The following is an 11,638-nucleotide window of genomic DNA, read 5'->3' as shown; positions in this document are numbered from 1 at the left end:
CTCCAGGATTAGATGAGGCCCCTTCTCATATGGGAAGGGGCCTCGGCATATCGGAGGGTATGCGGCGAGTCGGACCTTGTGCTTATCTCGATCCCTTCGATCTGCCTCAAGTCGCTTGACTACCTCAGCACTGGCGTTCAGCCTCAGGGGGCGTACAAGTCCATGCATGCTTCCAGTACAGGAGACCCTCATGGCGTTACGGTTCTACGGCAAGGGCGGCAGTCAGAGCGACAGCTGTCCCTCGGTTCATGTGGACGACACCGACGGAAGTCTCGTGATAGTAGGTACCCTCCTCGAAGATCCGGCCATACTCGCCGAGATTCAACGGGAGAGTCACATCGACCCCCACGAGCGTGCCGTCCGCGTACCGCGTGAGTTGCGGAAGGCTCTTTGGGAGGCGTTGGGTGGGAATGATCCAGATCTTGGCTGAGCTGTTCGGGAAGGCGCAGCACTCGGTGACGCACCTGGAGTTGCGCGACACCTACGGTCATGGAGGACCTAGCTACCAGGCGTGGCGAGAAGGCGCTTCCATTGAGCAGATCATCGAGTTCGACCCCATCGAGCCTTGGGTGAACCTGGTGCGCGCAAATGTGGACCGAGGGGTCACCTTCCGTCGCGCCAGGGTCATCTCTGAGCCGGTCAGCGACTACATCAGGTTCGAGCACGCCGCCACCCCACATTCCAACTTGGCCGGAGGGGAGCAGGTGCGTTGGCTTCCCCGGCCGAAGGCGGCCGGCCTCGCCCTGCCGGGGTGTGACTTCTGGCAGCTCGATGACGGGCTCGTGTGCTTCGTCTTTCAGAGTGGTGACGGCGACCCCGTGGGCTATGACCTGGTCGACGAATCCGCGGTGGCCAAGCTGTGCTCCTCGGCGTTCGAAGCGGTATGGGAGCGGGCCTTGGATCACGCGGAGTACAACCCCGCCTAGATTCAACGACGCGCATGCCCACCCCGCCGTCTTCCAGCGCCCAGCAAGCCCGTCAAGCCATCGCCGACCGGCTACGTGAGATTCTGCGCGACTCAGGTATGACCGCTCGGGCGTTCGCACGGCAAGCCGGATGGGACGAGACCAAGTGCTCTCGTCTCATCCACGGCCGGACCCCGCCCTCGGACGAGGACATTCGTACCTGGTGTCAGATCTGCGGGGCTGAGGATGAGATCCCCAACCTCATCGCCGCGTCCCGTAACGCCGACAACGCGTACGTGGAGTGGCGCAGAGTGCAGCGCAGCCAGAAGCGGATGCAGGATCTTGGGCTGTCGCTGTATGAGGACAACCACCTGTACCGCTTCTACTCCTCCAACGTCATCCCTTGGCCCTTGCAGACCCCCGAGTACATGCGGGCCATCATGACCCGCTTTTCGGAGTTCCATCAGGCGCCTGTTCCAGACATTGAAGAGGCCGTGAAGGCGCGGGTTGCCCGCAGACGTTTCCTCAAAGACGGCACCCGCCGCTGCGCCATGGTTATTGAAGAGTCAGTGCTGCGGAGCCTTCCCTTCAACGCCGAGGTGATGCAGGAGCAGCTCCGCTACCTCCTGACCGGAATGCGCCAGTCGAATCTATCGCTCGGCGTCATCCCCCTGGAGGCTCCTCGTGTGCAGAAGCTGACCGAGACATTCCACATCTACGGGGACGCTACGGTCTCCATCGAACTGGTCTCGGCCATCGTCACCATCACCCAGCCGCGCGAGATCGACCTCTACGTCAGGTGCTTCAACGACTTGGCGTCAGACGCCGTATATGGGGACAAAGTCAAAGCGCTGATCACGGCGGCTGTCAGCGCGCTCGAATAGGCGTACAAGTTCGTACAGGTTCGTTGAGCCCCGGAAACGCCCGCTCCTACTGTCTGAGTCATGGCATCCGGACAGACAGTGACAGAGGTACACGTCGAGGTATACGAAGATGACGAGGTCACCAAGGAGACGGCGGAGGAGTACGGCGAGGCGTTGGCCGTCGTGCAGCGGTTGTTGCGTGCTCAAGGGATCCGCTCATGTCTCTTCCGTACGATCAGCCTGAAGCTGCTCGGGTCCGGAGGCCCCCACCCATACCGGTGGCGTACGCCTGAGTTGGTTGTGGCCAACTCGCGGGGCTCGCGTGATGCCACGGTGCGCGTTGGGCCCCGCTCCGGCTGCTACTTCGTGACCATCCGCAACCGCACCGGTCTTGAGACGGTGCGCGAGCCTCAAAAGGTGGCGGACCTGATCCTTGCTTCACGGCGAGGGAGCGCGGCGTGAGCGCTGCGGCGACACAGCTTCGCGCCCCGGCCGTCGTCGCCCATGAAGGCGAAGACCTGCCGCAGCATGTCATCTTCGTGAACCACCCCACCGGGCCGCGCCTGCGGCATGCTCGCCCCCGCCCCGGCGACTGGGGCCATGGGGTCTTGCGGGCTCGCCAGCGGACCAACAGGCGGGCCCGTCCCCTCTTCCCCAAGGTCCACACCCGCCGTCAGTGGCAGTACATCGACCTGGGCCTTTGCCAGATATGCACTAGGCCGGCACTTGATCAAGGCTCGGGGCGGTGGTCGTGGCTGCTCTCTGATGACGGCAAGTCGGCGGCCCAGGGATACACCAACGCGCCACCCACCTGCCAGGGCTGCATCCCCGAGGCGATCGAGCAGTGCCCCCACCTTCGCAAGGCTGCGGCCACCTACACCGTGGGCAAGTTCGCTCCCTACGGCGTCCTGGCGAACCTGTATGTGCCCCTCGGGGAGATAGCTCTCCCTCTGGCGCAAGGAGTCGAGCTGACCCTGTCGGATGACCGCCTCGGGCGGGCTCTGGCCACCCAGCTTCTTGTGCGCCTCGACGACCTCCAGCCCGCGCCGCACCTGGTGGGCTGAAAGCTCCTCCGGTAGGGCAATCCCTTCCCCGGACGGTCCACACCCAGTGACCGCGCCCTATCGGGGGCTTCAACGCAAAAAACGCCCCTCGGCCGAAGCCGGGGGGCGCTGTGCGTTACGGGGTGATGACCTGCGTGCTGGGGAAGGACCGGTAGCCGCTCACCGTCCACTCGGGGTGGGCGGTGGCCAGAGTCGTCAGGAGCTGCTGGACGGCGTCCGGCCACTGGTAGTCCATGGAGGAGCCCAGGGGGATGACCTGAAGGGCGTAGCCTCCGGGGTCGGTCTGCCAGTCCTCGCGGGGGAGCGAGGGATCGGCGATGTGGATGGTGTACGCGGACTGGCCGTGGTGCGGGGTGGCCTCTTCGAATGCCAAGTGGTTCTCCTTCAGTTGAGGGGGACAGGTCCCCAGCCGTTGACGGTCCCGCTCGCGCTCGTCTCGAAGACCGGGGTGACCCAGTAGCTGGCGGCGCGCGAGGTCGAGGTCGGGAAGACGTGGGCGGCGTTGTAGATGTAGACCCCGTTGCCGCCGTCCGTGCCAGTGGCCAGCGCGGTCAGCGGGCCGCTGGTGACTGCGGCGGTGGCGAAGTAGTCCAGGGTCACCGAGAACACGCCGGTGGTGGAGTGGTGGGTGGCCACGTAGGTCGTCGCGGCGGCGATTGGGACCGGCTCAGCAAAGTTGGCCCAGACCCAGCCAGCCGGTTGGCCGGTGCTGAGCGTGGCCGTGGCCAAAGGCGCCCCGGCTCGCGTCCACAAGGTGACCGTGCGGACGCTGGCCCGCACGCTGCCGAGGTATGTGCGGATGCCGGTGACGAAGCCGGGGATCGACGAGCGGAACTTCGTGCCCGTGACGACTGCCCCAACGCCCGTGTCGGTGACAACGCCCGGAGGCACCGTGGGCTCCCACAGGACGAAGGTCATGCGACCACCACCTGCACGACGAGGTTGGACCCCTTGGTCGTCGTACCGACCACGTCCACGTCGATCGTGATGTAACCCCCGACCGGGATGGTGGTGACGTTCATGGTGGTGACCTTGCCCGAGGTGTTCGCGCCTGCGGGGATGGATGGCCGGTTGGCCTGAGTCGTGAAGATCGTCACGTCGTTGAGGTGAACATCCACCGTGAGTGGTCCACCGGTGGGCGCGACGCCGACCGTGGCTCGGACGCTGCGGATCGTCCACGCGGCCAGGGTGTCGTTGTAGAGCCGGAACGAGCCGACTCCCGCCGAGATCTCACCGGTGGCGGAGTAGGTCAGCACTCCGGCGCCTACCGCGCCCGTTGTGCCGGTGTCGCCCTTGGGCCCCTGGGCGCCGGTGGAGCCGGTAGCTCCCGTATCACCCTTCGCGCCCTGCGGGCCGGTCTGCCCTGGGACGCCCTGCACTCCCTGGATGCCCTGGATTCCCTGGTCACCCTTGGGGCCAGCAGGTCCGGTGGCTCCGGCAGGACCCTGCGGGCCGACCTCACCCGTGGGGCCGGGCTCGCCCTGGGGTCCGGGCGGGCCGGGAAGGCCGGAGCCTTGGCCGAAGGGCAGGTAGCCGACCTCGACGACATCGGCCAGCTGGCCGCCGTTGTAGACTTCGACGACGTCACTCACCTGTAGTCACCTCCGGGGAAACTGAGACGGGGCCTTGGAGTAGGCGGGTTACCGCGCCGCTGGCTTCGACCACTTCGAGGTCGTAGACGGCCTTGAAGACGGTCCATGCCGAGGAGACCTCGGGGGCGATGATGAGCACGATCGTGCCGGATGTTCCGCCCAGCAGGATGCCCTCGTTGGCAGTGTCGAGCCGGTGGAGTAGGGCGCCTCCGGCCTTGGCCCGGATCTCCATGCGGGCGGTCGCGCCCGTGAGGTCCACGGGGGCGCCGTCTCGCATCCAGCGGAGGGGACGCCGAACGGTCGTGCCCTGGTCAATGTTGAAGCGGTACGTCCCCGCCACGGTGCTCTCTCCTTCGGGAGATGGAAACGGCCCCCGTGTGAGCGGGGGCCGGCACTTACTTCTTTCTTGCTACGGGATTACTCGGAGGCGGCAGCGGCGGCGCTGTTGTCGTTGTGGAGGTAGGTGATGGCGGCGGTCAGCACGGCCTGGCCGACCGACAGGCCCACGAGCTTCCAGTCGATGTCGGCGCTGGTCTGGAGGGAGACCAGGACACCACCGATGGCGATCAGTACGGAGGCGATGAGGCCCTGGATGCCGGTTCGCTTGGCGCGGTAGGCGGCGTTGGCGGAGGGGGTGATCTTCACATGTCCTGCTTCCTCTTGGTCGTCACGAAGGTCGTCGAGCTGGTCGAAGGGTTCGTACATCGCGGTCTGCGGGGTGAAGTACTGCTCGAAGAAGGGGTCGGCGTCGGCCGCCACGGGCGGCTCGATCTCCTCGCTCAGCAGCTCCTGGGGAACCCACGTGGGCCACTCGGGCTCGGGCTCCTGCGCCACCTCGACCGGGGGCGGGTAGTAGGGCTGCGGAACGGGTGCCGGAACCGGCGCCGGGGTGGAGGCCGGCGGATTTGCCCGCTGGGCGGCGAGCGCCTGAAGGCGGGCCTGGAGGTCGTTGGGGTCCATCAGTGCAGAGCCACCCACGTGTCACGGCCGATGACGCCGTCCACGGTCAGGCCACGGAACTTCTGGAGCGCGCGGACCTGGATGGCCATGGGCTCACCGAAGGTCTGGTCGTCAACGCCCTCGCCGACCGGGAATCCGCGGGCGTCCAGGAGCTTGTTCGCGGTCTTGATGTGGCGCTTGAGCGCCGGGGTCTTCTCGCACCCCTTGGTCAGGGTCGGCAGGTTCTCCACGAGGGTCTCCGTCCAGTTCGGGGTGGGCTTCGGCGCAGTCGGCGCGGGAGTGGTGGGCTTGGGGGGAGCGGGCGGCTTGGGGGCGGCCGGGGCCGCCGCGTAGCGGGGCCGCACGTAGCCGTAGATGCGGGTGTTGGAGCGGCTGAGGGTCTTGCGGTAGCAGCCGTCGCCGTTGCCCTGAACGCCGTTGGCGGCCGAGCCGGAGGTGTTGCCGCCGATGGTGGTGATGGTCGAGCCGGTGACCTTCTCCACCAGCTCGACGTGGTAGATGCCAGCCGCGCCACCGGTGGTGTAGATGACGAGGTCACCTACGGCCGGGGTGGTGAACCACCTCTTGTTGGCCTTGGCCCAGGCGTACTGAGACAGGACGCCAGCGGTGTGGGGGTAGTCGGTGTTGGGCTTGAGCCCGGCCGCCTTGCACCAGATGGAGGTGGCGGCGGCGCACCAGGGGTAGCCGTAGCCTCCACCGGGGTAGCCGGGAATCTTCCCGAACTCGCGGGTGATCGGCACGAGGTTAGACCCTGCGGGGCTCTCACGCATGCCCAGGTCCGCCCGAGCCTCTGCGATGACCTTCGCAGCGGTGGTCAATTGGTCCTCCAATGACAAAGGGCCCCGCCGTTTCCGGCAGGGCCCCGAGGGGGGGTGTCTTACTTCGTGATCAGGGGTTGATGACCTTGATGACCGTGATGGCGAGCGCGCTCAGGGAGCCGACCACCGAGACGGAGATGGCGTACTTCCACTTCTCCAGGCCCCGGATGCGGGACTCGTGATCGCCCTGGGTCTCGCCCACACGGTCGATCTTGACCATCACGGCCTTGAGGTCGTACTTCATTTCCAGCAGCTGGGCGTAGATCTGGTGGGTGCCGATGAACACGCCGCCGAGGTTGTGATCCGTGTTGTCGTCCATGGTTTCGGCTCCTCTCAGACCAGGTTGTAGGTGCCGGTGAAGTCCACCCGAGTGATGTTGGAGCGCAGGGTTGAGGGGGTGTAGATCTGCAACGCCCCGGTGGTGAAGATCTTCACCGCGAGGGTGGAGATGGAAGGGGTGTCGGACTCGAAGGCCACACAGGTCAGGTAGACCGGCCGGTCGGGCCGGAACCCGGCAGGGATGGAGATGACGTCGGTCTTGGCGATGGTCGTGTTGAGCGCCGTGCCAGCGCTGGTCGCCACCATGCCGCCCCGGATGTGAACGACGTTGCCCGCCTTGTAGACCTGCACCTTGGCGGTGGTGGTGTTGGCGTGCGTCACCGAGGAGGTCAGGAAGGTCGCATCGGTCCACACGCCCGGCGTCAGCGCGTTCACCTTCGCGATGGCGTCGACCGTGGCGGGGTTGGGGTCGTTGTTGAAGACCTGGGAGGCTGGCACCCACAGGCCGTTGGACCCCACCACCAGATAGTTGTTGTGGTAGTCCACGCCCAGCTCGCCATTGGCGGGCACGGGGTGCAGGAAGCCGTAAGGCCCCTTGATGGGCCGCACCTGACGGGACAGGAACCAGCGGCGGTCAGCGGGGTCGCCGGTCAGGCCGACCCCACCGGTGATGTCGATCTGAACCAGGGGCAGCTCATCAGGCGCGGCCGGGAGCGTCATGGTTCCCGCGCCGATGCCGCCCTTGACCTGAACGAAGCGGAACGTGCTCTCCGCCCGGTCCAGGCGCAGGGTCAGCAGGTCACGCCGAATGTTGGTGCCGTCGAAGCCCGCGCCGGTGATATCCAGGTCGAACGTCTTGGGGTAGCGCAGCTCGAAGAAGTGCCCGCCGATGTGGGCTACGCCCGGCTGGATCTCGATCTGGGTGTTGGAAAGCCGCGTGGCATACAGTCCGCGGTTACCCGTCACAGGCACCTCGGGGCCGGGCATTCCGCGCACTCCGTTGAGCTGCCAGGTGCTGGCCATCGTTTCCCAGTTCTCGGCCGTGACGACTCGGCCGGCACCTGTGGCGAAGGGCCAGGAATGCTCGTTGGGGTCCGGGTTCTCCAGATCCGCCATGTCTTACACATCCTTCACGTAGTGGTCAGCGCCATGCGTGGCGCCAGGTGACGTCCAGGCGGTTGGACCAGGGGGAGAACTGCTTGTTCTGCCGAATACGAGCCCGGTATCCCAGGACCTTGTAGTCGTGCGGATCGACCTGCTTCTTGCCGAAGACGCGGGTCTCCCACTTGCCGTTCGCGCCGACGGTGGTCGGCTCGGGGACGTAGTTGGTCTGGCCCCAGGCGGTGACCCGTTCGGTGGAGAACTCCAGCCGCGCTCCGGGGGTGCCGGTGCCGTAGATCTTCAGCCAGGTTCCGCCAGCTTGGTCACGTCCGGTCGGGCCGGTGATGGTGGGGGCGGTCAGCGTCGGCAGCGGGTTGCCGCCGCCGTCTGTGGGCGGGTCCGGCACGGTACCGGCCACCATGTTGAAGTAGTGCAGCGTCGGCGTGGACTCGCGGTAGTTGCGGAAACGCCGGGCGCGTACATCCCACTGCGATCCCACCGGGTAGGTGGCGGCCGTGGTGGGGATGGCGGTCGACCAGGTTCCGTCCTCCTGTGGGGCCAGGAGCCCGCCTTCGTAGCCCACCGGCTTCCAGGTGCCTGCGTTGCGGGGGCTGATCTCCATCAGCACCCACTCGCTGCCATCGGTGGCCAGCGGGGAGCTGGAGGTGGCCGACTGGATGATGACGGTCTCACCGGGCTTGAACTCGGTGGCACCGGCCGAGGGGTCGGGCGGCGGCGGGATGGGCGCGTTCGCCGCGATCACGTACCACAGGCACGGGTCGTTGGCGAAGGACGAGCCGATCTTCACCTCGCCCTTGATGACGTGCTGCTTGCTGTCAGCCGGGATGGTGATGCGGCGGGTGGCCGACTGGCCGGGGTTGAGCACGATCTCCGTGCCCACCGTCACGCCGTTGAGCAGCAGCCGGTTGGTGTACGCCTGCTGGATGCGGCCGGTGTTGGAGACCGTGACGTCCACGTACTGCTCGTTGGTGGCCGGGTTCTGGGTGACCGCTGAGACGACGTGGGAGACCACTCCGGTGCAGTCGGACCAGACCTCGATGGAGGCGGACTGGGCGCCAGGGGTGCCGTCAACTCCTCGGTCCACCACCTTGACGAAGTGGTGGCGTCCATCGTTCGGCACCGGCAGGCGGATGTCGCGCACCGTCGCGCCACCGCTGTAGAGGTAGGAGGAGGTGATGGTGGCGCCGTCGAGCTGGAGGACGACGTTGTGCGTCACCGAGCAGGTGAAGTTCACATGGTGAATCCGGTTGGGCAACGGGACCTGGACGCCACCTGAGGTGTAGGCCAGGCAGAACGTGCCGGGGTCCTGGTCGATCACCGCGTTGTTGATCGCCATGGGTTACGCCGCCTTCTTGATGGTGAAGTCCACGGCGGAGACCTCTTGCAGTTCGTTGAGCTGCTCGCGAGATTCCACGCCGGTGACACGGGCCCACAGGGCCCGGATGGATGCGTACAGGTAAGGGGTCTCACCAGAGCCGTAGGTGCCGATGGTCGGCTTCACCCTCGGGCCGTCGTCGATGCTGGAACTCAGCCGCACCTCGCGGACCATCTCGTCTCGGGTGCCGGACTTGAGCTCGACGCGGACGACGTCACCCAGGCCGTAGGCCCGGCCGAACATCACGGCGTCGGTCTCGATCGGGTCGATGGAGATGGACGCCTGCGGGCCCTGATCGAGGTTGAACGCCTCGACCTCGTCTTGGATGGCGCGGTACTGCGCTGACCAGACGGGCGGGTCCATCGCCCAGCCGGTGGGCTTGGCGGGGTCCTGGAGCCACTGCCAGCCGATGTCGCGGCGGTCGCGGTAGCGCTCAGCGGTAACGCCCCACTCGGTTTCGGTGGCGGAGTAGCCCTGGGCGGCCCAGGCCAGCGTGTGCTGACGGTCAGCCGGCGTTTCGGCCGCATCGCCCCACCAGTCGGGGTCGTACTGGTCGTTGTTGAAGTAGCCGTACCAGCGCTCGGGGCCGGACTTGTCCACCCAGCTCTCGGTGTAGCCGTCTACGACTCCTGCCGAGGTGTAGGTGGGTGTGCGCTCCAGTTCGCGCCAGGTGCGGTTCTGGGTGGCCACGACCAGGCGGGTCGCCTCGGGGGCGCGCAGCGTGTAGTGCAGGCCGCGCAGGTTGCCCAGCTCCGCGCCGAAGCGCACCTCGTTGGTGAGGTTGGCGATCGGCTCCAGCTTGAGCAGGATGCCGGGGCCGGTGGCGTTGGGGTTGCCGTTGCTGGCGACCTCGGAGGGGTTGGGGTGCCAGATGAACCTGATCCGAAAGCCGTAGACCGCGCTGAGCATCGAGGTGAGCTGGTCGGCCTGGTCGAAGCGCAGCCGGGCCGCTCGGGCGGAGTCGTCCCGGAGGAAGTTCGTGGTCGAGTCGGCGGTCGGGATGAACAGCCGGTCCAGCTTGCGCACCGCCAGCCCTTGGGTGTTGGCCAGGAACAGTTGGCGCAGCAGTTCGGCGACGTTGGGCCAGGACGGGTTGGCCTGCCAGTGCTGGACGGCTGAGGCCAGGTGGATGTCAGCGGCCGGGTTGGTCCAGGCGAGGCGCTCGGCCATCAAGTAGTTGTCATCCACCCCGGACACCACGATGGAGCCCTCTCCGGAGTTCTCCTCATCCCAGCGCTCCTCGATCTGGCGGATGGGGCCGCTGAAGAGAGGCTCGCTGTCGTCTTCCTGGCGGACGATGATGCCCCGGCCAGGGGTGAGCATCTTGGCCTGCGGGTGCCCGGCCGGGGTGGTGAGGGTCCAGGTGCCGACCGCGTTGTGTCGCAGGATGGAGGCGAAGTCGGTGTAGGAGTCGATCTCGCCGACGATGGCCAGCGGGGGGAGCCCGGCGCCTCCCTCCGCAACGCTGCGGGGAAACAAGGACTCCCGGACGAAGATTCGGAAGTTACGCATCAGATTCCCAGGTAGGCAGGCAGGTAGGAGACGTAGGCGCGGGGGCTGTTGGCCGCCAGCCAGGCGGCCTCCTGAGTGGGGTTCATGCCGGGCGGCTTGTCGATGGCCAGAGCCACCTGGTTGGTGCCGGGCTCTATCGCCCACAGCGATGAGGTGGTGTCGAAGGCCCAGTAGACGGACTTGCCTGCGGTGGGGGAGTAGTTCCCGCTCGGGCTGACCTCGGGGTAGAGGCGGATGCTCTGGGCGCCCTTGACGGTCTCGATGACGAGCACCTCAGAGGTGAGCACGGGGAACGCCTCGGCGAAGCGCAGCTCCTTGAGCGTGGCGCCCTCCTCGTCCAGCAGCATCAGCCGCAGGCGGGAGTTGAAGGGCCCGCGGACTTCCCAGCGCGGCTGTGCGCCGATGTCGCCGGGGTTGAACAGGCTGATCTCATCCGCCCAGATCGGGTTGGTGGACAGCTGAAGGCCCATGCCGGGGGTGGTGCCGTCCACCGAGACGAACGGGTCGGCGGCGGGGGCGTCGGCCATGAAGGCCCGCAGCTGGTCATAGACCTGGAAGCTGGCCCGGATGCGCGACAGGCCGGAGAAGTAGGGGACGGGGCAGCGCAGGATGAGGCCGTAGCTGGCCCAGTGGACGCCGTTCTCGCTTCCCTCGCCGCCCTCCATGCCTCCGGCGTAGAAGCACTCGATCGCGCGAGGCGGCTCGGCGATCATGTCGTCCAAGGTCGCCGCATCACCGAGGTTGTCGGGGATCGTGTACTCGGTCGTCTGGAGGGTGACCAACCCCTTGGCGGGGTTGAGGCTGTTGATGAAGCGGCGCTTGAGCGCCATCATCTCCGGCCGGGTGGTCCCGGTGATGATCAGGGGGAGGAAGAGTTCGCGGATGCCCGCTCGGGCGAAGCGCACGAACCCGCCGTCGATGGCGGGGTACTCATCCGTCATGACGTTCCAGGTGGGGGCGTCCAGTCCCTTGGCTCCGGGCCGCAGCATGACGGCTGCTCCGGTGGAGGTCTCCTCGGTCAGGGTGTAGAGCTGGCGGTCGACTCCCCACAACTGCACGACAGTGGGCTTGAACAGCACAAAACCTCCTGGAGGCAGCGAAAAGAGAGGCCCCGGCCGGGAGGGTGTGGCCGGGGCCTCAGTGCGGGG

16 protein-coding genes are annotated in these 11,638 nt (G+C 66.8%); 5 read left to right on the top strand and 11 right to left on the bottom strand.

The features are described 5' to 3' along the window. Window positions 1-166: 166 nt before the first annotated feature. From ABT053_RS05580 to ABT053_RS05560, 5 genes are all read left to right on the top strand, one after another. Entirely contained in the window at window positions 167-430 is a 264-nt protein-coding gene (locus ABT053_RS05580) for a hypothetical protein (protein ID WP_350967676.1), read from the top strand. Beyond that, window positions 423-926 (top strand): DUF6879 family protein, encoded by a 504-nt coding sequence (locus tag ABT053_RS05575; RefSeq protein ID WP_350967675.1) that lies wholly within the window; start codon window positions 423-425, stop codon window positions 924-926. Before ABT053_RS05580 ends, ABT053_RS05575 begins: the two co-directional genes overlap by 8 nt. A gap of 14 nt (window positions 927-940) precedes the next feature. Next, window positions 941-1,789: a helix-turn-helix domain-containing protein gene (locus ABT053_RS05570; RefSeq protein ID WP_350967674.1), complete on the top strand. Its 849-nt coding sequence runs from the start codon at window positions 941-943 to the stop codon at window positions 1,787-1,789. 60 nt (window positions 1,790-1,849) lie between these two features. Then, window positions 1,850-2,230, top strand: a complete 381-nt coding sequence (locus ABT053_RS05565; protein WP_350967673.1) for a hypothetical protein — start codon at window positions 1,850-1,852, stop codon at window positions 2,228-2,230. Between the two features lie 146 nt (window positions 2,231-2,376). Beyond that, window positions 2,377-2,832 carry a hypothetical protein gene (locus ABT053_RS05560; RefSeq protein WP_350967672.1) on the top strand — a complete coding sequence of 152 codons (456 nt, stop codon included), beginning with the start codon at window positions 2,377-2,379 and terminating at the stop codon, window positions 2,830-2,832. Between the two features lie 115 nt (window positions 2,833-2,947). On the opposite strand, the gene ABT053_RS05555 is transcribed toward ABT053_RS05560, so the two are convergent. From ABT053_RS05555 to ABT053_RS05505, 11 genes are all read right to left on the bottom strand, one after another. Further along, window positions 2,948-3,205 (bottom strand): hypothetical protein, encoded by a 258-nt coding sequence (locus ABT053_RS05555; protein ID WP_350967671.1) that lies wholly within the window; start codon window positions 3,203-3,205, stop codon window positions 2,948-2,950. Window positions 3,206-3,216: 11 nt separating this feature from the next. Next, window positions 3,217-3,750: a DUF4082 domain-containing protein gene (locus ABT053_RS05550; protein WP_350967670.1), complete on the bottom strand. Its 534-nt coding sequence runs from the start codon at window positions 3,748-3,750 to the stop codon at window positions 3,217-3,219. Continuing rightward, on the bottom strand, window positions 3,747-4,424 hold the full coding sequence (locus tag ABT053_RS05545) for a hypothetical protein (RefSeq protein ID WP_350967669.1): 678 nt from the start codon (window positions 4,422-4,424) through the stop codon (window positions 3,747-3,749). Before ABT053_RS05545 ends, ABT053_RS05550 begins: the two co-directional genes overlap by 4 nt. Further along, window positions 4,417-4,764 carry a hypothetical protein gene (locus ABT053_RS05540; RefSeq protein ID WP_350967668.1) on the bottom strand — a complete coding sequence of 116 codons (348 nt, stop codon included), beginning with the start codon at window positions 4,762-4,764 and terminating at the stop codon, window positions 4,417-4,419. The genes ABT053_RS05545 and ABT053_RS05540 overlap by 8 nt, the downstream gene beginning before the upstream one ends. 77 nt (window positions 4,765-4,841) lie before the next feature. After that, window positions 4,842-5,384, bottom strand: a complete 543-nt coding sequence (locus ABT053_RS05535; protein ID WP_350967667.1) for a hypothetical protein — start codon at window positions 5,382-5,384, stop codon at window positions 4,842-4,844. Further along, on the bottom strand, window positions 5,384-6,124 hold the full coding sequence (locus tag ABT053_RS05530) for a peptidoglycan-binding protein (protein WP_350967666.1): 741 nt from the start codon (window positions 6,122-6,124) through the stop codon (window positions 5,384-5,386). The genes ABT053_RS05535 and ABT053_RS05530 overlap by 1 nt, the downstream gene beginning before the upstream one ends. Before the next feature lie 148 nt (window positions 6,125-6,272). Further along, the gene (locus tag ABT053_RS05525; RefSeq protein WP_350967665.1) at window positions 6,273-6,521 is read right to left on the bottom strand and encodes a hypothetical protein; all 249 of its coding nucleotides are present in this window, start codon (window positions 6,519-6,521) and stop codon (window positions 6,273-6,275) included. Window positions 6,522-6,535: 14 nt separating this feature from the next. Beyond that, window positions 6,536-7,597, bottom strand: coding sequence for a hypothetical protein (locus ABT053_RS05520; RefSeq protein WP_350967664.1), 1,062 nt, complete (start codon window positions 7,595-7,597; stop codon window positions 6,536-6,538). 25 nt (window positions 7,598-7,622) lie between these two features. Further along, entirely contained in the window at window positions 7,623-8,939 is a 1,317-nt protein-coding gene (locus tag ABT053_RS05515) for a hypothetical protein (RefSeq protein WP_350967663.1), read from the bottom strand. A 3-nt stretch (window positions 8,940-8,942) separates the two neighbouring features. Continuing rightward, window positions 8,943-10,490 (bottom strand): Gp37-like protein, encoded by a 1,548-nt coding sequence (locus ABT053_RS05510; RefSeq protein WP_350967662.1) that lies wholly within the window; start codon window positions 10,488-10,490, stop codon window positions 8,943-8,945. Then, entirely contained in the window at window positions 10,490-11,569 is a 1,080-nt protein-coding gene (locus tag ABT053_RS05505) for a hypothetical protein (RefSeq protein ID WP_350967661.1), read from the bottom strand. The genes ABT053_RS05510 and ABT053_RS05505 overlap by 1 nt, the downstream gene beginning before the upstream one ends. Between the last annotated feature and the right edge of the window lie 69 nt (window positions 11,570-11,638).

The sequence above is a fragment of the Streptosporangium sp. NPDC002524 genome (assembly GCF_040295985.1).
In the GTDB taxonomy this organism is placed as follows: Bacteria; Actinomycetota; Actinomycetes; order Streptosporangiales; family Streptosporangiaceae; genus Streptosporangium.
Note: the sequence above shows the minus strand (reverse complement) of the source record. Positions and strands in the feature narration are given on the sequence as shown.

Excerpts from the sequence above, each read along its gene's own strand:
- ABT053_RS05510 (WP_350967662.1), bottom strand. The coding sequence starts at position 10,490 with ATGCGTAACTTCCGAATCTTCGTCCGGGAGTCCTTGTTTCCCCGCAGC.
- ABT053_RS05570 (WP_350967674.1), top strand. The coding sequence starts at position 941 with ATGCCCACCCCGCCGTCTTCCAGCGCCCAGCAAGCCCGTCAAGCCATC.
- ABT053_RS05515 (WP_350967663.1), bottom strand. The coding sequence starts at position 8,939 with ATGGCGATCAACAACGCGGTGATCGACCAGGACCCCGGCACGTTCTGC.
- ABT053_RS05525 (WP_350967665.1), bottom strand. The coding sequence starts at position 6,521 with ATGGACGACAACACGGATCACAACCTCGGCGGCGTGTTCATCGGCACC.
- ABT053_RS05550 (WP_350967670.1), bottom strand. The coding sequence starts at position 3,750 with ATGACCTTCGTCCTGTGGGAGCCCACGGTGCCTCCGGGCGTTGTCACC.
- ABT053_RS05520 (WP_350967664.1), bottom strand. The coding sequence starts at position 7,597 with ATGGCGGATCTGGAGAACCCGGACCCCAACGAGCATTCCTGGCCCTTC.
- ABT053_RS05565 (WP_350967673.1), top strand. The coding sequence starts at position 1,850 with ATGGCATCCGGACAGACAGTGACAGAGGTACACGTCGAGGTATACGAA.
- ABT053_RS05535 (WP_350967667.1), bottom strand. The coding sequence starts at position 5,384 with ATGGACCCCAACGACCTCCAGGCCCGCCTTCAGGCGCTCGCCGCCCAG.
- ABT053_RS05580 (WP_350967676.1), top strand. The coding sequence starts at position 167 with ATGCTTCCAGTACAGGAGACCCTCATGGCGTTACGGTTCTACGGCAAG.